General features: G+C 32.2%; 22 protein-coding genes. 2 read left to right on the plus strand and 20 right to left on the minus strand.

Annotation, left to right across the window (positions count from 1 at the left end; translation table 11 throughout):
- Positions 1 to 93: 93 nt before the first annotated feature.
- The 5 genes from ACQKM9_RS17165 to ACQKM9_RS17185 all read right to left on the minus strand — a co-directional run bounded on the left by ACQKM9_RS17165 (position 94) and on the right by ACQKM9_RS17185 (position 6,443).
- Positions 94 to 1,335: a hypothetical protein gene (locus ACQKM9_RS17165; protein WP_427735589.1), complete on the minus strand. Its 1,242-nt coding sequence runs from the start codon at positions 1,333 to 1,335 to the stop codon at positions 94 to 96.
- A 212-nt stretch (positions 1,336 to 1,547) separates the two neighbouring features.
- Entirely contained in the window at positions 1,548 to 2,453 is a 906-nt protein-coding gene (locus ACQKM9_RS17170; RefSeq protein WP_427735590.1) for a hypothetical protein, read from the minus strand.
- A 757-nt stretch (positions 2,454 to 3,210) separates the two neighbouring features.
- Complete coding sequence (locus ACQKM9_RS17175; RefSeq protein WP_427735591.1) at positions 3,211 to 4,827, minus strand: YecA family protein; 1,617 nt, start codon at positions 4,825 to 4,827, stop codon at positions 3,211 to 3,213.
- Between the two features lie 123 nt (positions 4,828 to 4,950).
- Complete coding sequence (locus ACQKM9_RS17180; RefSeq protein WP_427735592.1) at positions 4,951 to 5,859, minus strand: AlbA family DNA-binding domain-containing protein; 909 nt, start codon at positions 5,857 to 5,859, stop codon at positions 4,951 to 4,953.
- A gap of 299 nt (positions 5,860 to 6,158) precedes the next feature.
- Positions 6,159 to 6,443: a protein NO VEIN domain-containing protein gene (locus ACQKM9_RS17185; RefSeq protein WP_427735662.1), complete on the minus strand. Its 285-nt coding sequence runs from the start codon at positions 6,441 to 6,443 to the stop codon at positions 6,159 to 6,161.
- 558 nt (positions 6,444 to 7,001) lie between these two features.
- On the opposite strand from ACQKM9_RS17185, the gene ACQKM9_RS17190 reads away from it, so the two are divergent.
- The gene (locus ACQKM9_RS17190; protein ID WP_427735593.1) at positions 7,002 to 7,217 is read left to right on the plus strand and encodes a hypothetical protein; all 216 of its coding nucleotides are present in this window, start codon (positions 7,002 to 7,004) and stop codon (positions 7,215 to 7,217) included.
- Between the two features lie 413 nt (positions 7,218 to 7,630).
- Positions 7,631 to 8,221: a recombinase family protein gene (locus tag ACQKM9_RS17195; protein ID WP_427735594.1), complete on the plus strand. Its 591-nt coding sequence runs from the start codon at positions 7,631 to 7,633 to the stop codon at positions 8,219 to 8,221.
- Between the two features lie 259 nt (positions 8,222 to 8,480).
- On the opposite strand, the gene ACQKM9_RS17200 is transcribed toward ACQKM9_RS17195, so the two are convergent.
- The 15 genes from ACQKM9_RS17200 to ACQKM9_RS17270 form a co-directional block, all read right to left on the minus strand.
- Positions 8,481 to 8,903, minus strand: coding sequence for a tyrosine-type recombinase/integrase (locus tag ACQKM9_RS17200; RefSeq protein WP_427735595.1), 423 nt, complete (start codon positions 8,901 to 8,903; stop codon positions 8,481 to 8,483).
- Between the two features lie 1,137 nt (positions 8,904 to 10,040).
- A complete protein-coding gene (locus ACQKM9_RS17205; protein ID WP_427735596.1) occupies positions 10,041 to 10,784 on the minus strand; it encodes a hypothetical protein in 744 nt (247 codons plus the stop codon).
- Positions 10,785 to 10,835: 51 nt separating this feature from the next.
- Complete coding sequence (locus ACQKM9_RS17210; protein WP_427735597.1) at positions 10,836 to 11,555, minus strand: PD-(D/E)XK nuclease family protein; 720 nt, start codon at positions 11,553 to 11,555, stop codon at positions 10,836 to 10,838.
- A complete protein-coding gene (locus ACQKM9_RS17215) occupies positions 11,555 to 11,938 on the minus strand; it encodes a hypothetical protein (RefSeq protein WP_427735599.1) in 384 nt (127 codons plus the stop codon). The genes ACQKM9_RS17210 and ACQKM9_RS17215 overlap by 1 nt, the downstream gene beginning before the upstream one ends.
- Before the next feature lie 93 nt (positions 11,939 to 12,031).
- Positions 12,032 to 12,550 carry a single-stranded DNA-binding protein gene (locus ACQKM9_RS17220; protein ID WP_427735601.1) on the minus strand — a complete coding sequence of 173 codons (519 nt, stop codon included), beginning with the start codon at positions 12,548 to 12,550 and terminating at the stop codon, positions 12,032 to 12,034.
- A gap of 38 nt (positions 12,551 to 12,588) precedes the next feature.
- The gene (locus ACQKM9_RS17225) at positions 12,589 to 13,317 is read right to left on the minus strand and encodes a hypothetical protein (protein WP_427735602.1); all 729 of its coding nucleotides are present in this window, start codon (positions 13,315 to 13,317) and stop codon (positions 12,589 to 12,591) included.
- Between the two features lie 23 nt (positions 13,318 to 13,340).
- Complete coding sequence (locus ACQKM9_RS17230; RefSeq protein ID WP_427735603.1) at positions 13,341 to 14,363, minus strand: ERF family protein; 1,023 nt, start codon at positions 14,361 to 14,363, stop codon at positions 13,341 to 13,343.
- Positions 14,364 to 14,799: 436 nt separating this feature from the next.
- A complete protein-coding gene (locus ACQKM9_RS17235; protein WP_427735604.1) occupies positions 14,800 to 15,525 on the minus strand; it encodes a hypothetical protein in 726 nt (241 codons plus the stop codon).
- A 3-nt stretch (positions 15,526 to 15,528) separates the two neighbouring features.
- On the minus strand, positions 15,529 to 16,374 hold the full coding sequence (locus ACQKM9_RS17240; RefSeq protein ID WP_427735605.1) for a S1 RNA-binding domain-containing protein: 846 nt from the start codon (positions 16,372 to 16,374) through the stop codon (positions 15,529 to 15,531).
- Between the two features lie 130 nt (positions 16,375 to 16,504).
- A complete protein-coding gene (locus ACQKM9_RS17245; protein ID WP_427735606.1) occupies positions 16,505 to 18,247 on the minus strand; it encodes a type IV secretory system conjugative DNA transfer family protein in 1,743 nt (580 codons plus the stop codon).
- A gap of 137 nt (positions 18,248 to 18,384) precedes the next feature.
- Entirely contained in the window at positions 18,385 to 18,765 is a 381-nt protein-coding gene (locus ACQKM9_RS17250; protein ID WP_427735607.1) for a hypothetical protein, read from the minus strand.
- A gap of 171 nt (positions 18,766 to 18,936) precedes the next feature.
- Positions 18,937 to 19,272, minus strand: coding sequence for a hypothetical protein (locus ACQKM9_RS17255; protein WP_427735608.1), 336 nt, complete (start codon positions 19,270 to 19,272; stop codon positions 18,937 to 18,939).
- A gap of 170 nt (positions 19,273 to 19,442) precedes the next feature.
- Entirely contained in the window at positions 19,443 to 19,667 is a 225-nt protein-coding gene (locus ACQKM9_RS17260; protein ID WP_427735609.1) for a hypothetical protein, read from the minus strand.
- 43 nt (positions 19,668 to 19,710) lie between these two features.
- Positions 19,711 to 20,757 (minus strand): hypothetical protein, encoded by a 1,047-nt coding sequence (locus ACQKM9_RS17265; RefSeq protein ID WP_427735611.1) that lies wholly within the window; start codon positions 20,755 to 20,757, stop codon positions 19,711 to 19,713.
- 302 nt (positions 20,758 to 21,059) lie between these two features.
- Positions 21,060 to 21,650, minus strand: a complete 591-nt coding sequence (locus ACQKM9_RS17270) for a hypothetical protein (protein WP_427735612.1) — start codon at positions 21,648 to 21,650, stop codon at positions 21,060 to 21,062.
- Positions 21,651 to 21,835: the final 185 nt, after the last annotated feature.

A 21,835-nucleotide genomic window follows, 5' to 3' on the forward strand; every position in this document is an offset into this window, starting at 1 on the left:
ATGCGAAGAAATGCAATACTTTACTCATACGTTTTTTATACTAATACTAGATAATTTAATGCTATATCTGGGCAGGTTAGCTCAATAAGAATTTTAAATATCTTGAAATTTATCTTTTAACCTTAAAGAAACATAAGTATTAAAATATTCTGCATGGTCTTTATCTGTTACACTTTTAAAATCTTTAAAACTCTCATAGTTCTCACTAATATAAGTTATTAAAGAAAAAACTAATAGAGCATAATCAAAATAGATACCACTAAAAGTTGTCCAATAGTTCCCATTATTTGTTCTTAGAATTTTATTTAAACTTACATATAATTGATATATTTCTTCGTTCTTTATATTAAACCATTCTTCGTTTAATATACGTTTAGTAGCATAATCATGTTCATCAGAATTTACAAAAGGGTCTTCTTTTAAAGACTCATGTAATGCTAATGTTAATCGATAAAACATGTTACTAAGAAGGTCAGCTACTCTTATTAATCCATTTACAGATGAATCTTCCTCATCGGAAACTAGTTTAAATGCTTGTTGCTTTGCAACATTAACAATTCTATTTGCTCCTTCTGGATCAATCTTTAGATTTACCGTATTTATATCAATATTTAGTTCTTCTAATAACTTAGTTAGACCAATAAAAAGTGGTTTGTAGTCCCATTCATATTTTTCTCTTGGATTGGTTTTAATATGTGCACTTTCCAAAATAATTAACATTTCTTTCAAAGCTGGTAATTCGTGTTCTTTTCTTTTAATACCAGGTATATTTCCAATAACTGTTTTCAGCATTGATTTTAGCTTTTCCAAAAATTCTTTAGAACTCATGCTACTACTTGAAAATAATCCCGATAAAAATTCTTCATTTCTATAATTAAAGAGAAATTTAGTTAATGAATAGATAAGTGCTTTTTCATTTATTGCACCCATCGGAAAATTAATTTCTTTAAAGTATTGAGTAACTAAATATTCGGTTTTACTATACAAATGGGTATGTAATATAACTTCTTCACTATCCAGTAATTGAAACAAATTAGAATAAACCTTTATCGTATTTGGTTTAAATGAATTAAAACCAAATTTAAAATTGTTTTGCTTAATAACACTACCTTTAAATTCTTGACTGTCATCGAGACCGTATATAGTTTTTAGATATCTTTCAATTATTGAATATTGGTGAAGATATTCTAGTTCTTTTTCTTGTTTAAAACCCCAAAATAGCCCTACAAATAAATCATTATTAGAAGGTAAATATATATTTAAACCTTTTCCGTCTTTATGTGTAATAGCCCTATCATGAGATGATTCATCAAAGTAAAAGTTGTAGATAGTCATTTTAACCTCCAAAGTAAAAAGTAATGCCCATTTATGGAAACTACTTATATGTAATAAAGCGGTTACAGTCTGTATTAAAGTTTAAATTGTATCTCCTTCTCGCTTTTTCGCTTATTTAGCCTCCTCTAACAAAAACAATTTTGTTAAAAAGATTTTGTTAAAAAGACTAAATCGCGGAAAAGGTTTTCTTTTCCCTTCTCTATTAGCATATTTTACTCTTTTCCAGTAAACATTCTTAATATTCTTCCGGTCTTATCCGAATCAACTTGTAGTAATCGATTTAATGCATGAAAATATCTATAAAGTTCGTAAAGTAATTCAATTCCCTCAATAATATTTCTGTTTAATACATTTCGCTCAAAGAATTTTCTGTTTTCCTGTATTTCTTTATTTGCTTCTTTTATGAAATCTAATTCATCCTCAAATTGGGGCTTTTTAGGATTAAATACTCTACTGAAACAATTTTTTGTGAACAAAAGTTCCTCATAGTATTCAACTTTATTTATTCTAGTTTTCGTTAAAACCTTCATCAATTCATACTGGTATCTTGAAAACCATAAGGTAATATTTTGATTTTCTACAGAGAGTAATCTACTAAACTCATTTACAATCTCAATTATTTCTGGGATGTCATTAAATAGAATATAATCTGAATCTCTATCGCCCCATCTTAATTTTTTTTCATTATTAAAGTGAGATTCTATAGCATATGGATATCGTTTAATTGTCCAATAGTCTAAAAGTGATTCACGACACCTAACAGCATACTCCAAATTTTCTGATCCTTTAACAATCACTTCCATGGTAATATTGGTGAGATGACGATGCAATTGAATAACGTCTTCCAACTTTTTTCGATTTGCCTGCGCAATGGAACGACGAATTACTCCTTTACTGCTAGCGAAATACCAAAGGAAAAGAATAAGAACAAATACAACTAATGCAGAAATTTTTGTAAAGTGTTCCCATAAGAATGAACTTCCTTTAATCCATGGTTGTTCTTTGAAAATCAATAATTTTATATCTTTTGCCATATCATTCGTAACTACTGTTAATAGTATTGCTAAAATTACTGGTAACCTAAACATACTGGCGTACATAGTTTTGATATTATCCAATATCGTAGAACTTACTATAAAATTTCTTAGTTCCTTTCTCCGATCGATAGAATACGAAATCCACCCAAATCGCATATTATAAGATAATTTATTAAAACTATATTGGATACGCACAAGCTTAACTAATAGCCATAACCGTTTCCTTTTAACTGCGTATTGTGTAAGTTTCGTATAAAAAAATTTGAAAACATAATTCAATCGGAACCAGAATAAGTCCCAAATCAAAGCTACAAACAGTACCTCAATCCAATATATTGCAAACAGTCCAAACCACTGACCTGACCATTCCCAATTAGAATTCCAATTAATTACTATATGCCATATTTCCTGTAATGTGTAAATATGAAAGATATAGAACATCCCAAGTATACATGTTAATAGAAATAGTAGGTCTATCAATAGGGTTTTTTCTACATTTATAAAATTTATCCATCTTTCCATTTAGTTAATCAACCTCACGTTTATAGATTAATCTTGAATATCAATTTTATTAGAAATATATATGTAACGATAAAAAAGTAACAATACATAAGAAAATCCCCTTCAAAACGAAGCGGATTTATAGTCTAGAAGATATAGGTAAGGATATCACTCCTTGATCTCCGGTAACTACATCTTTTCTGAAAAATATGAATAGGTTTAATTTGTCTTGATAAAGGATATGGGAGTTCCTAAGTCTTGCAAATCCTTAATGCAATCGAATATATACAACAAAAAATAAATAACTCCAAATACTAATACAGTTGATAATGTCATCTTATTTCCCATGACATTTTTTGAATTTTTCCCCACTATTACAGGGGCACAAATCGTTTCTACCTACTTTGAGCTCTTTATTACCTATAACATATTTTCTTTCTCTCCAAGCAATATCTAATAATCCATTTTTCTCGTAAAAAAAAAGATTCCATTGTTTTTGAAGTATGCCTCCATATTTAATATTAGTTCTTCCGTCTATGTTATAGTCAACCATACATACTAAATTTTCATTCGAATGTAAAAGGTTCTTGTCCTTCCTTTTATCGTCTTTATACACATTCAAATAAATAGAATCTGCATCCATGGTTCCATGTTTTATTTTTGTTTTAGAGGAAGGGGGATTTTTTATTGTTTTAATCCAATTAATAGACTCATTTATAATTTTTAAAAGTTCTTGCTTTTCTTCAATATTTCCAATATAAAGTCTAGCTTTTAGTCTCTTTCGACCTTCAAGACTAACATCTTCAATTTCCTTAACATGGAATTGCTCTTTCTGATAATTAGGATACTTATAGTATTTTATTTGTGACATATTAACATCTTCGTCGGATGGATTGGCAATTTGTATATCTCCACGTTTAATTATAGCTTCGATACATTTTGCCATATTAGTATAATCATTTAAGATAGAAATAATTTCAGATTTTTTAAATCTAACCCAAGATAAAAGTAACCGGTCATTTTCAAAATTAATAAAGTATCTTTCATAATCAGGATAAATATCATGTATTTGTACAGTAATTTCAAGCGCTGTTTGTATTAGAAAAGTTCGATCAGTGTCCGATACTTTAAAATTTATATTTAACTGTTTTTTTTCAATACTATTATCATTAATTCCCAAACAACTAATATCAGGTAGACTTAATTTTAACCCCCAATAATTAAATGCTACATATTGGTTTGATAAGATACTATTTTGGTCAAGACTATCAGTGTGTTTTAGCAGAAATTCTGATAACCCCAAAAGGATTCCACTACAAGTGTCGTATACAGAATCAATAAGGTTATCAAATTGATAATAATATAGATTTTTCATCTGAACACTTTTCCCACTAGTATACCTGAATCCAATACTTTTTCCTTCTTCCGTAGTTAATACAGCACCATGGTTAATTGAATTTCGGATATCGATATCCACATCTGCAGTTAAGTGTTCAAAATTATTTTTATTTAATGCTTCACATAGGGGTTTTAACTTCTTCTGAACGCTATAATCTTTATCGGTGTATTGATCTAATATTAATATTATTGTTCTATATAAATTAGTTAAACAACCTTCAACGATTGAAATGTAAGTTGGTAACCTATATAGTCGATTTTTTAGTTGATGATTCATGCTAATATCTGATAAATCATTTATTGTTTCTGTTACCTGTTTATACGTATCAAAGGCAATATAAAAATGTTCCAATATCTCACTATTAATATTTAATTTATCAGAATCTGTTGAAATTACTTTATCTAATTCGGTCAATGTTTCACGATATACATTAGTGTCAAAATAATAAGAAGGAGCTTCATTTATAATAAACCAAGCTACGTAAAAAAACTCCTGAGAAGATGTATTCCAATCTTGTTCAGTTTTTACCCTAAATTGTTCTTTAAATTTTTGCATATTTACTTTTGAATAATATCTCTCGACACAATACTCATAAAATGTATTTATTGAATCCAATTCATTCGGTCCTTTCAGCCTACTTTTTAAAATGTAGCTTAAATTTATTTGGCGTTTCTTCTACTATAATTCCCTTTGCATGTCCCTAACTTTCCATAGAAAATCCCCTTTAGCATATACATCGCAATTATCAACTGTAGTTGTGTATTCTTTCTCCGTCGTATCGATTAATGTTAATTGAAATTGAAATGTTTCATCAGCACATCCATATTCATCCATATTTAGTCGTAAGCAATCAGAAGAATTAAAACCAAACAGGAAATTCCCACATATTTCAGTCCTAGGAACTAAATATAAGCGATAATCAGTCCCTAAAAATTCTTTCTCGTATCCAAATAAATAATGTTTTGAACGTACATTACTATCACTTAAGACCTCTAACAAGCCACTTTTAATAGTCATAGGGAAATCTGTTAAATTACGGAATGAACATTCTAGAAAAGCACAACCATTCTTAACATCGACAGCGCTTAAAATAGGTGTTAAAATACGCATCTCAAATGGCTGCTGTTTATAAAATCTCTCAAAATCACTTCTTAACGCAAAACCATTGCTGGTATTACGGCGAACAAAACAAGCACCAATATGTAGTTTTCCGAATTGCTTTTTCATCATATAAGGCTGATGCATAGGTGATTTGATTTCTAGTACAGCGAGCAGTTGTTTCTGATATGAAATATAATGGACCTCAGAATTAATAGTTGGCTCAATGTTTTCAAAGAAGAGTTGGTGGAATGTAGAAGGATCGACGCAGTGATGTTCTTCAATCCCATGAATTATACAAGTCCCTCTTTCATTTTGTTTGACACCCATTACAATATAACGAGAACCATCAACTAGAGCATTAGCCATACCTATTACATCTTTTAAAAGTTCCTCATATTGTTCTTTACGATATATTGTTTTTTTAAAATCTAAGTAGTCTGTTTCTTTTTTATGTACAAGTAATGATTCCAATAGATCGAGATTCATGTTCAGTCTCCTTTGGTTTTTGTATTAAATATTTTAACATTAGATAAATAGTAATTACCAATTTAAAATAATTACCAATTAATACACTACCTATTTACCATTTTATTGTCTCCTTTTATTTGAAGAGTCGATTATTAAAATAAGAATGCTGAGCTGGCATCGATTTTCGATAATGGACTTAGTCTGCTATCTGATAAAAATGACAATGTACTTGGCAAACCATTAATCATTTTAAAGCGAAGTAAATCACATAACAAAAATAAAAGGTACCTAATATAATAGGAACCTTTCAATAACTTCTAATTTTTTTCAAAACTACATTTAAAGAGAACTGGTCTTTTATTTATAAGATTCCCTTTTGACGAACCTTCAAATGGAATAATGACATCAAAAAACCTCTGCTTTTCAAATCCAACATATTCAACAAACGCTAAATAATATTTCTCGCGTTTCTCCATTCCAACATTCAATTCTCGTTCAGTTAAAAAGAAATCAAATGTTCTTTTTCCACTTAATGAACTTCCCTTTACCTCAATAAACTTTTCTACAAGATCTCCATTTAGGTCAATATCAACACTTTCAATATCGTACCTCCCCGTCCCCCTCTATACCCTTCCTAAAATATCCTATAAATAATAGATGGTTAGGTGGTTGATGTACTGGACTATAGACGTGATCTCACTTATTCCATTTCATTTCTTTTCTTTCTTTGTTTGCGTTCATTCTCTTTCTTTCATTCATTCTGTTGTCCTTTCCCTTACTGTTGCCTCACTGGCCTTCTGTGCTGTTCAATTCCATTTTCTTTTCCCCGTTCTATCCCTTTTCGGCTGCATAGCCTTGCTATGGCCCTTATATTGCCTACATATATATCTATATTTCTATATAGCCTTATGTATTGGCCTATAATATATTCCTTACTTTTCATTGATATATTTGATTGACGTTAAGGTCTTGCTGTTGTTGGCCCTGTTACTGTCAATCATATCTGTTAACAATTGATTGGTGAATTTTTATAGGGAATCTAGGAAAATAGGTAATTTAAGGGTATAATATAAGTACTATACGGGGTGGTGGCTTGAACGTAAGCCATCATCTGATGTGTTTAAACATGGCCTCACCCTTAAAAAAAAGGATGGGATACTATGGAAAAATTTAATGGATTATTGTTGGTTAGTGTACTTTTGATTTTCGGGGTCACTGTAATGGGTGTTAGTGGAAACTTGGGTTCACTTAGTGATGTTCTAGCTTCACTTAGTGATGTACTAGACTCATTTAATGGGATTATACAATCGCTTGGTGAGTCAGCGGGGCCATTCAGCATATCAATATATACCGTTTTCCGTAAGGAACGTAAATAGAGGTACATAGGAAATCCCCCATTCTTTGGGGGAGATAGTTCCTTACCTACAAATTCAGATCCAATTTAAAATTAAAAATAAAGTGAAGGGGGGGTGTTGCCATGACAAAAACAAAATCTATTATTCGAGAATCTATTATTCGAGATCCATTTAACAGATTGCCAATCTAATATGTAAAAATCCTAGAATAAAGAATGATCGTTTCATCTTTTCTAGGTAACCCATAGTATCCCATAACCTTTTGTATAGTCCCCTTCCTTTTTAAGGTTGGGGTTTTTATTTTCTCTGATAACACAAAAAGTATCAAAAAGTTGACACTTGTTGACACTACATAAAAAGCCCTGTATTATAGGATTAAGATAGCATCAAAAAGTCGTATCAAATAGAATCTATAAAAAAAGGGGTAATGCATAATGCTTTATGGCTATGCAAGGGTATCAACTAATAAACAAGAATTGGACATTCAAATAAAGGCTTTAAAAGAGGCTGGCGCTACTAAAATTTATAAAGAAAAGATCAGTGGGGCTAAAACTAACAAAAAAGAATTAAACAACTTACTAGACACTATTAAAGCTGGTGATACGTTAATCGTCACAAAGGCTGACCGTATAGCACGTTCTTTATCTCAACTAGAAAAGGTGGTCACTGATCTTACTAATAGAGGTGTAGCAGTTCATATTCTAAATATGGATATCTTTACAGCCGTAAACATGGAAAATCCTATGACTAAGCTATTATTCAATGTGTTAGGGGCATTTGCTGAGTTTGAAAGAGATATGATTTTAGAACGTACTCAGGAAGGTATTAAAAACGCTAAAGACAATGGTGTTAAGTTTGGTAGGAAGTCAAAAAAATACGTTATAGAGGGAGCTTTGTTACACGCTATTGAACAGGTTGAAGCTGGTACAATGTCACAGCCTGAGGGGGCTGAATTTGCTGGGTGTAGTGTTGCTACATTCAAAAGACGATTAAAAGAATATAGAGAACAACAGGCAACACTTTAAAAGTCGTCTTTTTTATTTACTGTAGATTGTGTGTAAAAAAGTTACGGGAGGGGCTGTGTAAAAGAGGCATACAAGCGATATTTCGCACATTGGGGCATACCTCTAAACAACTATAAATCCAGTAACCACGTGATTTATGTACTTTAGAATGGTTGTGCATGACTTAATTAAAGTCCTTATTATCCTTTATATCTTCGACCTTTAAATGATTATTAAAATGTACCATCTCACCATTCTTTATATCCCTAATTTCAATAGTTCACTTGTCACGTACATTGGAATAGGTATACTCTGTTACATCACGTAAAATCCTCTTCACTTCTTCATCAGTGAAAGTATGTATTACTTTACGTACCTCTTTTAAATTTTTAATTCTCCTTATAGGGTTATTTGGTTCATCAATAAATTCTTCTTCAACTAAATCATAAAAGAATACTCTGAGTGTGGCTATACTGCCGTTAATCGTAATAGCTTTCTCTTTTCCTAACTGCTGACAATAACGAATATACTGTTTAATATGTATTGGCTTAACTTCTTCAAATTCAGTAATATTAAACTTTTCAGCCATATAGTTACGCCAACGGTTTAAACGATATTTACAGAGTGATACGTATTCCTTTTTACGTTCCTGTACTTTTTGGTTTAATTCAAAGTCCTCTATCAGTTCAATGATTTCAGCCAAACAAAAAACTCCCTTCTACTTAGTTTTATTGAAACTAAATAAAAGAGAGTTTAAATTAACATATAAATAGTTGTACGTTAGAAGTGATATCAATAGCTAAGAACACCCAATAAACATTGAAATACCAACATTTATAGCGTATCAATAACCTCGCTTACTAATGACACGTGCCACGATTATCAAATACAAAGGGGAAACAATTCTAAGGACTTCGATCATTGTTAAAGTTTTTTTATGCATACCTGTTTTCTGTGAGTTTGATGTGCTTATGGATGTATTCTAATGGTTGCTATTACAGCAGCCATTTTATATTGGTAATTTTTTAAGACTAGGCAGGTGCACCTGTCGCAGAGGGGGAAACATGGAAAATTCTTTTTTGGATAGTGTATAAAAAATAATTTTCTTGGCAATGCAAAAGCAGGTTTAAATTCATTTTTTTTGCAAATAATATCTATATAAAGGGAAATTTCAAACCCTTCTAACTATCAGGCAAGATACTAATGTTCAAGATATATTTATTATGACTAAAACCAACTCAAAGTTATATTTTACAACAAAACTATCAATGATATAAAAATTCAAAAAGAATGGAGGAGATGAACATGAGAAAATGGATGGAAAAAGTAAAACAAATATCAATGAAGGTATATGGATATATGAAATTTATGGCTACAGTTGTTACTTTATACATGTTTTTTGCAACTGTTTTAATTTAATAGATTATAAATCTATTAATTTGTATTTTAAAGGACCTTTCAAGTCGTTTGGATGTAGGTATGTAGGTCGGATATCAATGTCGTATTTATTCTAAGACGCCTTAGAAGGGTTAATTTTATGTATTAACTAGAGAAAAATTAAAACACTATAGCACAAGTATTTTTGTATTATTTAATTATGTGAAACATAAGAAAATCCCCTTCAAAGTGAAGAGGATTTATAACCTAAAAAGTTATAAGCAAGGACGGCACTCCTTGATCTCTGGTAACTACCACTAGGTAGCGCATGGGGAACCTTTCCCACCTCAGATAACTTTTATATATCTAATATATTCAAGATTCTTTATTAATAACCATTAATTAGCTTAACACTTTCATTATATTACTTTTTCTCTATAATGTAAATTAAAATTGACATTTTTTATTTAATGAAAAATGAAAATGGGTGAATTCGTCCAATCCGTAATCTCTTTTGAATTTTATCAGTACCATTATTTAAAATAAAAAAAGAACTCAAAAATAAACCACTTTCCTTATTCAATTTGATAGGCAATATAACGTGATCGTTTACCACTTTATATATTTCTACTGAATTTGGTTCCTTTGGATTTTGTCCTGCATAATCCGGATTAGCGATCATATCTGGTATATCCTGATAGTAAGTCATAAAATCACTCCAATGACCCCTCTTTACTAAATGCTTTAATACGCCGGGCGGCATAAATACATTAAAAGATACGCATTCAAGAGAGTAATGATCAACTAAGCATTTTGGAATAACTCCCACCAGTTGAGTGTCAGTAGCCTGGGGATCTATAATTATTTCATCCCACGTTGTATAATAGCTGTCGCCTTCTCCATCATCGTACATTTCTAAGTATTCCTCTTGAGAAATATTAACGTGTAAGCAAGCATCTGAACAATAGGTATCACCTGCATCTATTACATAGCCTTCATTCATTACCTTATCGCACTGACGACAAATACGATACGGTAAGTCTGTCGTACTATCATCTAGTATTTCCTTTAATGGTTTATTAAATAACTCCATTACTTTTGCTATTGATAGTTTCTGATCTACAGTAAGGTTGTTGTAGTCAAGACGCTGTATTTCAATCACTTCCTCAAGGGTTGTACGGTCTAATGTCAAATTGCAATTTATCACTTTAAAAACTCCCTTTCGCACAACAATACAAAATAACAGGTATTATTGTATTTATTTTTCTAGTCTCTTTTCGTCTTTGTAATAACACTCAATAGCAAATGGACACGTACCGCATCTACTTGATGGATTCGACTCGAATATGTCCATTTCTAATTTAGGAAACATCATTACTTCTTTTACTTTCATATCAATTTCAATAGCTAGGTCATAAGCCCACTTACGGGAAATTTCCATTTCTCGTCTTGTGTACTTAAACTTATCTTCCTTCCTGAATCTTAAGAAAGATAAAGTGGCGATCACTGTATCGTACCCGAAGATTTTACTTACGGCCCAAGCATACAAACCCATTTGATGAGTTGATGTAACATCGTATGGCACTCTATTTGTTTTCCAGTCATACAGGCAACCATCCTTTGTTAAAAGGTCAATGTAGCCTTGTATAATAGGTGCATTTAATGTTGGGGCTAAAGGTAGTTGAAAGTGTTTTTCAATCTCTAATACTCGCTTCTCTAAACGCTTCACTGGTACTTTCGCAACTAATCTTGCCATTGCATCTTTCTGCAGGTCAGGATGAAAGTTGGCTTCTATGAAACCACTTATTAAAGAATCTTCTAGCATTGCCCCTTGGAGTCGTTCTTCTGCTGCTTTATGAACACCTTTACCGAGAGCAAGAGGTAATGTCTCGATTTCTTCATATCCATCTACATACTTTTTCTTAAATCGAAAAGGACACGTTTCGTATAAAGAAAGACGAGAGTAAGAGAAAATCATTATTTTTTACTCTTCATAAAAAAATCGTCTGTAGCAAAGAATCCACTTTCAATTAATTTATGGAGTTCAAAATCAATTTCATCTAAATCCTCTGTGTCCATTTCTAAAAATACAGCTACCAATTTATCAATTAATAATTCGAGGTAGTTAAATATATCCTCATTATTTGTATAGGTGTACATACTTTCATAACCAAAGTTTTCAAAGTGATAAAACGATATATCCAGTTCAATTTGAAGAGTTCCTATGGGTACTGAATCAAAATGTTCTATATCGACTCCACCAATTAAACCTTTATATACGCTTATATTTTCTTTTGACGAATAGATACGCCTAACTTTCATGTATTTATTAACCATACAAATGGCATTTTCTAAATTCATTTTGTTTTCCTCTTTCTTGGTCAAATTTTTATAAAAAAAAGCCGATTGTCTAAGAAAACAATCGGCTTTTAAATCAATCAGAACTTATTTTGTTTAGAATGGAAGGTCATCATCTGAAGGGAGTTGTGCGAATGGATCATCGCTTACTCGACTATTACCCCCACCATTTGTTGTACCGTTTTGCTGTTGGTACGAAGAATTACCTCCTGGATTTTGCTGTCTGTTTTGCTGTGGTGAATTGTTGTAATTCCCTTGTTGTTCTGAATTAGCAACCGGGCGACCATTCCCTTGTTGTTGCTTAGAATCAAGGTATTTTATATTACTTATAATCACTTCTGTAATATAGACACGTTTACCATCGGGATCTTCATAGTTACGAGATTGGATTCTACCAGTAACACCTAGTTGAGAACCCTTTTTCGTATTATTGGCTAATGCTTCTGCTCGCTTGTCCCAAACTTGGCACAAAATAAAGTCCACATCATATTCACCATTAGCATTTTTGAAGTCACGTTGGACTGCTAAAGTGAAGCTACCTGATGCTTTTCCAGTTGGTGTGAAACGTAATTCCGCATCCTTTGTTAAACGGCCAATTAAATTTACTGTATTCATATAAAACTCTCCAATTCTTATTTTCTTTTTTAATCAGCTCAATTATTTTGCTGATATTCTTTATCTACATAGCGAAAGTTAAGAAAAAGAACTCGTAAAAATATACCTTCCATGTCAAAGTCCATATCTACATATGAAGCTTTCCATGCCATACGAGCAATCTCTGTACCTTCTCTAGCCCAACTGCAGCGATCTTCTTCATTTAAAATGAATTCCGATACGATCTTACTGTAGGCTAAATAGATACCTGTTTTTTCAGCCATATTCATAATTAGCTCAAGTTGTTCAGCTTTTTGTTCTTCTGAATAATCAACAAAAGAAGCTACTAGGAACATAGCAAACAGTTTTCTTAATTCACTATTTTCATGTTGTTTCCAGTCCGTAAATATTTCATCACGTTTTTTTTGAAAGCCCTCTAAAGAGCTTCGTTTATATTCATCCCATCCGATTTTTTTTAGCTGATAATTATTCAAGGTATATGCACCATGTTTTTTCTTACCATTTTCTTTTTTCGGAAAGTATTTTTCTTTAACAACTTGATAAGGTGTATTAGTTAAACGACTCTCAAAATCGAGAACGCCACCTTTAACACCGCAATACCAACATTTGTAGACATTATCATGAGTATTTAAAGATAAATACCACTTGTCCTTATTACCATCCTCATTACAGAATGGACATTTACATGTTGTTTCTCTTTTCCCATAAGTACGAGGGTTGAAAGTTAATCCATTTTGTTCTGCAATTTCTATAATCCTGGGTAACATTCAACCACTCCCCTTAGAGTTTTTTATAGTTTTACAGCTTCTAACAACTTGAATGTATTTTGTTCAGTAGTAGCAATGAGTACCTTTTGGTTCTCTTTACCATCTAGTTTATTAGCTTCATCTAATTTTGCTTGACGAGCCATAATCAGAACGCTTACACCATTTTCATCAACTACCGCAATTCGAGCTGTTCTTTCATTTTTAGGAGTAGTTACATACTGAATCCCTTTAAGTGAGTATTCAACAAACTGCAATCCGCTTTGTTCTTGCTGTTGCGGTTGAATTTGAGTTTGTTTTTCAGCTTGTTGTTGAGGTATTTGTTGTTGTTCATGCTGTGACACATTATGTTGAGTCTCGTTTTTTGGCTGAATATTAGCATCCTGTTGTGTAGCTACTTTTTCAGCATTTGCAATCCAATGTTCGAGATTTGTTTTAACTGGCTCGAAGTCATAGTCTTTCATGCTCTCAAAACCGTATGCGTTAATTTTTGAGATAACATCATTTACATTGACAGAACGTAATTTAGCCAGCTTTTCAGCTAGTTTCATTAGAAAATCTCTATGTTCATCACTCATTTGAGGTGCTAACTGTTGTTCTTCTAATCTGCGTTGATAGTTGTCAGGATCATCACCATCTGTCGCAATGTTAAATTGCTTTAAGAGAAAGTTCTTTTCTGCATATGTAAGAGCTTTACCTACGCCTTTTTCCCCTGCAATATCAACACCTTGTGAATAGAATGGTACAGTTACTTCTTCACCGCTTTCAGGATCACACCAAACAAATTCTAAATCCAACTCCGTAAAATACGTTGTCGTGATTTTATTCTTTTCGTATTTATCCACGTTTTCAACACTTGTTTCAGTAACTTTATGTCCAATAATGCGTGGCATAAGTACTAAACCTACATTATCCAACTCTTTACGTACTGCACCCACAACTTGTGATGCTGACACGTAGCTGTACTGTTTGCTTTCTGCTCCTTTTTGTAAATAAGGACTAATATTCTTTCTTGCTTCTAATAACTTTCTATAAACATTTTTCGACATACCCGATCTCTCCCTTTAATTGATTGTATTTTTATATATATATAAATCCGCTAAGTAGCGAAGATTTACCGAACTATCGTTTTTGAACACAAAAAAATCCGACAAAACATCTTTTGTAAACAAAAGATAGTTCTATCGGATTTCTAATTAACTTTTAATTTTTTGGCACAAGTGCCCGTTACATTGTCCTTCAGTGGGACGTAACGAATGGTTTTATGCCAATCTCCTGACTTCTCCATAAACATTGTTTATACGGTCGGCATTTGGCTTCTACTACATACGGAATAATCATCTAGTTCATATTCGCTAACTGCGTATGTAATAGCTAATGGTTTAAGTGTTGCTCTGCATATATAATATCAAACCATTAGCTATGTTTCAACTTTTTTTGCATAAACAGCTAAATGTTCTTAATTTTTCTGCATCAAGAGTACAGTTAGGTGAACTCGTCTTTAATCAACTGATTATTTTCAGCATCTAAAAAATACATTTTATTATTAACGCCAGTTTCCAATTTGAGAAAAATATCAGAATCCAATGCAACTCGTAGCTTTATTTGGCTCTTAGCTAGTAAAGGTATCAGAGGTTCAACATATTCTTTTTTCTCCGTAATAATAATCATACGTTTAACAAAGTCCTCGTCATACAACAGATAGCGTTGTAGATCAGCTCCCTTGTCATTTAAAACATATACGTACATATCTGATTTTTTAGTTCTTATGATACCAGTAAACGGTTGCTGCACCTTCCACATTTCAAATTCAGAAAAATACTGATATAGATTGTAAAATGACAAGCATTTCAAAATACTCTTTATTTCATATTGTGACCAATAATTTTTATGGTAATGAGGATGATTGACGATTTCTGCTCCTAATTCGCCAAGTGTAAAAATCGGTATGGTTTGGTTGTTACGGACAACAGTGTGCTTAATTATTTTTTTTTCAGAAATCATTTTGTCAGCTTTTTTACGAGTTAAGCCGAATAAAAGTTCAGCCTGTTTCGAGCCGATTATAGGAACGACCATAAGGGCTTTTAACAACTTCATTTCGCTTTTGTTAGTTCCTGATTTTCTTTCATTTCCAGTTACTTTCAATTGCTCTACCCAATTAACCGACCATTCATATGATGATAATGAATATGGACTGATTGTTAAATCCATGAGCTACATTTTACGCACGATTTTTGTTGTCATTTGTTCTCTTTCAGCGCTAATATTTAACACTCGCACCAATACACGCTCACCGATTTTTACATCCTCAAATTTCATATGATTAGCCAGTGAATCGACACCATCTGTTAAATTCACGAAGATACCGTATTCTGTAATTCCTGATACTTTTCCAACGTATTCATTACCTTTCAAATAACGTTGAGCTTGACCTTGCCAGGGATTAGGTAGTGTCTGCTTGATACTTACTTTAACGTCTTGCTTTTCTTTATCGATGGACAATACTTTTACTTTAATGTGATCTCCAACTCTTGCTTCATCATGAATGTTGTTAATCCATCCGTAACGAATTTCGCTAGGACTAATTTTAGTTTCAATTCCACCAATGTCCACGATAATAGCGTTAGACAAGATTGCCTGAACAACTGAATGAATTGTATCGCCCACTTTAATATTACGTAATGTGATTTCAGCGCTTTGCTTTTTAGCTTCTAGTCTACTACCGATTACAATTTCATTTTCTCGATCAAAGTTTAAAATCTTAAAGTTTACAACTCGGCCTGTTAAATAGCGTAATTCGTTTATGTTAGTTGTACCTGAATGTTCTGCAGGGATATTTACTCGAATTGTACCAAGTTCACATATAGCGCAAGATTTGCCTGCAATATTTTCAATACCTTTAACTTCTGCGCTTAAGATAAGGTTGTTTTGAAAAGCGTTGTATACATCTTTCCAATGCTTATCAATTACTCTTTGACGTTTATTCTCCAAAACCTTTTCAGGGCTGAACCCTTCAATTAATACACCTTGTAATGCTTGTAAGTCTTCTGCATGTGCCATTTTTATTTCTCCTTTTTATTTAACTATCTGTTTTTTAAAAAATGCTCTTACAATGTCCATTAGTTACGATTGATGTTCATTCAGTAATTAAACGAAGGGTACAGTCCCCCTTTCAATGTGCTTTGGAATATTAATCCCAAAAATCGTCTTGTATCTTGCTTTGTTGCTGTTTCATCTGCTCTAAATCTTTTTTTTCTTGCTTGGATAAATTCGCATTTTTTTCTTTTGAATTATGTCCATTATTATCTATTTTACCCGAAATTACTACATTTTTTCTGCTTTTTTCAACATTTACGCAATATTCTTTTGCGTTATCTGCGTTAGAAGCCGTTTCTTTTTGGTTTTCCTCACGATTATTCACTTCCTTACGATTATCTACTAGTTCAATTGATACAGGAACTACGGTTGTAGGAAATACAGCTGCAGGTACTTCCTGTGGAGGTGGTAGTAAAAGTGTTTCCTCTACAGGTTTTTTTCGTTTATTCTTTAATTCATTCATTAAACTAACAAAAGAAGTTTTAAAGCGTTGAACTTTTGCAATCTTAGGTGGAGTATCATCTACTTCCCATACTTTTCTTTCTTTCCAGTCTCGGGGAATGAATTCACCTTTAGCAATGTCAGGTTTCTGTAATTGCCCTCCATCCATCAATTGATGTACGAAGTGAAATCTAGGTAATCCGTCAATTAAATCGGTTGGATCAAAACGATATTCCTCTGATTCTGTGTCTCGATAATTGTCAGGGAATAAATTAGGAAACAGTATTCTATTTTTGTACGTACTTTGGCGCATCGTTATTTTATCTTTACCAAATATGTCGGCAAATTCTTTAGCATCCTCTGAAGCTACTCCACCGAAACAAATCTTACTACGGCAGTTCGTGAGGATTGACCGTTTAATTTCTTGTGCGGAATATTTACCTGATTCTACAGACAACTGTCCTAATGATTGTGTAGCAAAAACGCCAGCCACTTTATAAGATGCTGCGATCGAAAGGAATACCTCTACATCGGGATTAATGTAACGACTGTACTCATCTACGATAAGAATATGAGGTATACGTGTTTCTTCTGTTCCTGGTCTACGAAATGTACCATTCTGTAAGTGCATGATAACAAATTGGCCGAACGCATCACCTGATGTACGCAGTTTACCGAGAGCTGTATTTACAGCTAAGATACCACCAGTTGCAAAGTGTTCATCGATATTAATACTGCTACGACCAGTCATAATACGTTTTAGTGAATCATTCGAGATAATGTTTTCTAATTGTGCTCTTAAACCGATTACAAATTGGCGGTATTTATCCCCCATAGAACCGAGTAATTCATTCTCGAAGAATTGAGTAAGGTTACTTTCACCTTTTAGTTTTCTTAATTCTTTTACCTGTCTTTGTAACAAATCAACATCTTGTAGAGAGTTGAGTACATCTGTAATGTCCAGGTTATCTCCATGTAACTCTTTTAAGAGCTTAGTTACGTTTCGTGCAGACAATTCTTGTACGGTAGCGAAGAATGCGTCCTGCTTGCCGAAAAGACCTTTTAATACAACGACTGTCGCTTCCGCAACATCGTTAATTTCACCTTCCATTGGATTGAATTGTGCTGTTTCATCCGCTTCAGGATCAATATGTGTGTATGGTAATCCCATTTCTTCACTGACATCTGCCACCATTTGTGCAACATCACCTTTTGGCTCAATAACAGACAAACCACACTCCACACCTCTTTTTTTGGCTTCTAATATTTGCATAATCATTGGTTTTAAAATAGTTGCAGTTTTACCGCAGCGAGTGGGACCGACTACTATCATATGTGTAAATAAATCCATACCACTCAATTTAACCGATTTAGAACTATCAGGAATTGAAAACATAATCATTACCTCTTTCTGCTACAATAGCTAAAATTTTAAATTGATTTTGTAATACGAAGTTATTTTTAGAACAAATAAAAACACAGTCCATATTCTAAATCTTTTTGGGACTGTGCTTTAAATGTAGGTATTAGCCATTAAAGAACGTGATATTGCATTTCATTGTAATTTTTTAAAGTAATGTGATCTTCACTTTGAGTAATCCCATCTACTTTGTATTCTTCTAAGAATGCATTGAATTGAATGAGGTTATCTATGAATATGCCTTGCAGATAGATAAGCTCTATCTTTTCATAATCTTTTTTTGCATTGTAGATAATATCAGGAAGTGGTTTTGTGGTATTGAACAAAGTGTCGTGCCATGATTTTTTAGTATCTTCTTTTGCATTGTTAAAGAGTTCAGACTGGCAGATAAGACTAACCCCTACATTTAGGAGTTTTAATGCTAAGGTTTTTATTTCCACAGGATTTTGGACTGCATAACAGCTTTTAAACGACGGTAATTGATGGTGATTCACTAAAGGATTCCTCCAAACAGTATTTGTATATACGAACTTATATATATTTTATATAAATTTATCATATTTTTTTACCTATTAGTAACATGGTAATAGTTTTAATTACACATTACAATACAGTTGTTTGGATTATCTATAGTATTTTTGTCATACAACATGCAAAAATGTCAATTAATCACCATTATTTGTCTTTTTACCTAATATTATGACGATATTATTTTTTTCGTATTCTCTTTCTTTGTTATATTGAGATAATGTTTTGAATAAATTTTTGCCATTATTAGGTTCAACTTGTATTCGTTGGTTCCCTCTTTTTTTCTTTATATTACTTTCTGCTCGAATATAAATGATATTTAGATACGTAACAGTGATCAATAGCATTACTAATATAAATTTTGAAAACGTTGATGCTTTAATCAGTGTTTCAAGTGTCCAATTGTTTCTCAAACCGTTCGCTAGTATTAGGCAAATATAATAGCTCGTTACACCAATCATTAATTTATCCATTCTCTTGTTACTCTCACCATAATGGTTTCTTACAATGAAATATCCAAATATGGAGATAATGTTGAAAATTATCATCATTAAGGTTGATGGAATGAATATGTCCTGGTAATAAAACACCACCAATAATATTGCTATACAACTACTTAATATTGCTACAAGAGTAGATCTTTTCATTTAACAGTCGACTCCCCACATACGCTAAAGCAATTGTTTGGTAAAACCACCTCACAAGCAAATAAAAATTCATCTTGCATTATTTTCTTCATAACATTGTATAGTTCGTGTTGCTTTTGTATCGAAAGGCTGTGACCTATTGTAGTACGCATTTGTAATACTTCCTCTGAACCAATATATTGTGTTAAATTTTCAATTTCAGGTATTAAATCATAATTCATAGTACCTTTCTATCCTTCCTATTTTAAAATCCGTTTTGATAAATCAGAATAATAACTCTGCATCTATTTCTAAGAAAGCAATGTGTTGGCTATAATCTTTAAGCATTTTCTTATGGAGTGGTCTTAATAATGGTGTTGTGATTACTAACACATCTCGTTGCTCTATAAAATAATCATTCAATAAATAACTTTGTATATTGGCTATTTTGATCAAATCAGTGTCCAGTAAATTTACAATGTATTTCTCTGCTCCCTCATGAGTAACGAGCGTTTCTAATTTCTCGTTTGTTCTTTCAAAATTCGTTTTGAAGGACAGACTAGTTGGCATTATTTCTTGCATTAGACTATACACTCGATAATCGTCAGGGTAATTACGCAGATAATATTTGCCGTATGGCAACAGCATCATTTTCAATTCCAATGCTTTACCGATACTTGTTTTGGATAACCAATCTGCTATTTTTTTGAATGCCATCGTTCCTTTAGTGAACACAATATAATTGTCTATGATTGCAGCTTGTTCTAATAACTCCGTTTCCATCTTCTTTAGATTAGAAGGTGTAATATCAATTAAGGCTACATATACTACATGCTCTTTTCCGTCAGGGCTAATTAATACACCTTGTAATATTGAGTTGCGGTTAATATTGTTTTCTCTTTTCACAATACGGCTATCTTTAAATCTCCATCCTTTTTCAATTAAAGCAATGACCATATCGTTAAAAGTAAGTTTGTAAGGTAAGAGGTCATAACTGATTTTTAAGTAGCTGGCACTAGGCACTTCAATTTCATATCCATTTTTCTTTAATACATTTAAGCCAACATCTGTTATCCGATAGTACGAACCCTGTCTCTTCTGATCAAATCTATAACTATGAATATTACCTTTTTGTATAAATCCCTTTTTGCATAGGGAAGCTATCTTTTTAGATAAATAAGCGTTCGTAAATGTATGTAGATTTTTCAACTGTTCTACGGTTGAAACTCTATAAATAACAAGCGAGTGCAATAAATCGAGATCACGTTTCGGGGTTTTGACGTTGTAAGGTTTTCTCTTCTTTGCTGTAGGTATTTCAAGGTCTTCTAGCATGATTTTATCCCCCTTCGGCTGATTTTTCATTTGCCAAGTGTATTCTTAAGGTCTGTTCGTTTCGTCAACATTAGCTAATATTACCTCAACAAACTCACCTTTTTTAGATAGCTTTTGTATTCTTAATGCAAATTGCTGTATTTGCTTTCATATCAACGTATAACAAGGTCTAAATATGTCTTTTATAACAAACTGAAATATGTCTTTTTTATAATTGATTTTAAGGTTAATAAAGGACATATTTCGATGAACTGAAATATGTCCTTTATTACATTTTTTATTAAGTTGTAAAAGTGACTTATTTAAGCTTTCTGATTTTCTGTTAAAACCATTAGGCTAGGGCTGTTTGGACGATTCATTTTACGAATAGTCTCCCTTGTGACACGAATAACATTTTCGTCAACTTCTTCCTGAATACGTTCGTCGTCTAGCATTATTTGCTTTTGTTCCAAATCCTCACGAATAGTGTCTATACTCTCCAGGTACTTTAGAAGATCAATGTAATTTTCTTGCGCTCCAACAAAGACTTCAACGCAGTTTAAAACAGGGTTAAGAACGGCATCTTCATGTAAAGATAAGTGTTGCCAATCATCATCATCTATAAGATTAGCGTAACGAATAGCATCAATAATGTATTTACGGTTACGATTATCTAAATCACGAATGATTTTATTCTTAAAATGGTGGCGAATATGGATAATGGCCTTATTAAATTTAACGAAATTGGTTTTGAAATCAAAGGAATTTGAAGTAGCTTCAAAATAATACTTTTTAGCTTGCTTAATCGAATCAATATCACCTGCTTTATATGGTGGTAATGCACCGTTATATGTAATTTTGAAGAATGAGAAACCGTTTAAGTTGATATATTCAGTAAATGCGTTGTTATTCATCCAATTAAGCTCCTTTTTTTCGTGTGTTACAATCCATTTTGAATTGCTTTAAGACACTGTTGATTCAACGATTTTACCATTTTTTCTTATTACGCTCTTAACTATTGATATATATAAGGGTTTCTAGTGTGTTACAAATAGCAATCCGATTTAATAGCTTAATAAGGTCTATTTTATAATCTATA

Origin of the sequence: Viridibacillus sp. NPDC093762, from assembly GCF_050279675.1 — a bacterium.
In the GTDB taxonomy this organism is placed as follows: Bacteria; Bacillota; Bacilli; order Bacillales_A; family Planococcaceae; genus Viridibacillus.

What these genes read in the sequence shown, in the direction of transcription:
- ACQKM9_RS17175 (WP_427735591.1), bottom strand. Translation starts at nt 4,827, where the DNA reads ATGCAAAAATTTAAAGAACAATTTAGGGTAAAAACTGAACAAGATTGG.
- ACQKM9_RS17270 (WP_427735612.1), bottom strand. Translation starts at nt 21,650, where the DNA reads ATGAATAACAACGCATTTACTGAATATATCAACTTAAACGGTTTCTCA.
- ACQKM9_RS17215 (WP_427735599.1), bottom strand. Translation starts at nt 11,938, where the DNA reads ATGAATTTAGAAAATGCCATTTGTATGGTTAATAAATACATGAAAGTT.
- ACQKM9_RS17230 (WP_427735603.1), bottom strand. Translation starts at nt 14,363, where the DNA reads ATGTCGAAAAATGTTTATAGAAAGTTATTAGAAGCAAGAAAGAATATT.
- ACQKM9_RS17180 (WP_427735592.1), bottom strand. Translation starts at nt 5,859, where the DNA reads ATGAATCTCGATCTATTGGAATCATTACTTGTACATAAAAAAGAAACA.
- ACQKM9_RS17220 (WP_427735601.1), bottom strand. Translation starts at nt 12,550, where the DNA reads ATGAATACAGTAAATTTAATTGGCCGTTTAACAAAGGATGCGGAATTA.
- ACQKM9_RS17245 (WP_427735606.1), bottom strand. Translation starts at nt 18,247, where the DNA reads ATGTTTTCAATTCCTGATAGTTCTAAATCGGTTAAATTGAGTGGTATG.
- ACQKM9_RS17195 (WP_427735594.1), top strand. Translation starts at nt 7,631, where the DNA reads ATGCTTTATGGCTATGCAAGGGTATCAACTAATAAACAAGAATTGGAC.
- ACQKM9_RS17225 (WP_427735602.1), bottom strand. Translation starts at nt 13,317, where the DNA reads ATGTTACCCAGGATTATAGAAATTGCAGAACAAAATGGATTAACTTTC.
- ACQKM9_RS17265 (WP_427735611.1), bottom strand. Translation starts at nt 20,757, where the DNA reads ATGCTAGAAGACCTTGAAATACCTACAGCAAAGAAGAGAAAACCTTAC.
- ACQKM9_RS17235 (WP_427735604.1), bottom strand. Translation starts at nt 15,525, where the DNA reads ATGGATTTAACAATCAGTCCATATTCATTATCATCATATGAATGGTCG.
- ACQKM9_RS17240 (WP_427735605.1), bottom strand. Translation starts at nt 16,374, where the DNA reads ATGGCACATGCAGAAGACTTACAAGCATTACAAGGTGTATTAATTGAA.
- ACQKM9_RS17210 (WP_427735597.1), bottom strand. Translation starts at nt 11,555, where the DNA reads ATGATTTTCTCTTACTCTCGTCTTTCTTTATACGAAACGTGTCCTTTT.
- ACQKM9_RS17190 (WP_427735593.1), top strand. Translation starts at nt 7,002, where the DNA reads ATGGAAAAATTTAATGGATTATTGTTGGTTAGTGTACTTTTGATTTTC.
- ACQKM9_RS17260 (WP_427735609.1), bottom strand. Translation starts at nt 19,667, where the DNA reads ATGAATTATGATTTAATACCTGAAATTGAAAATTTAACACAATATATT.
- ACQKM9_RS17255 (WP_427735608.1), bottom strand. Translation starts at nt 19,272, where the DNA reads ATGGATAAATTAATGATTGGTGTAACGAGCTATTATATTTGCCTAATA.
- ACQKM9_RS17165 (WP_427735589.1), bottom strand. Translation starts at nt 1,335, where the DNA reads ATGACTATCTACAACTTTTACTTTGATGAATCATCTCATGATAGGGCT.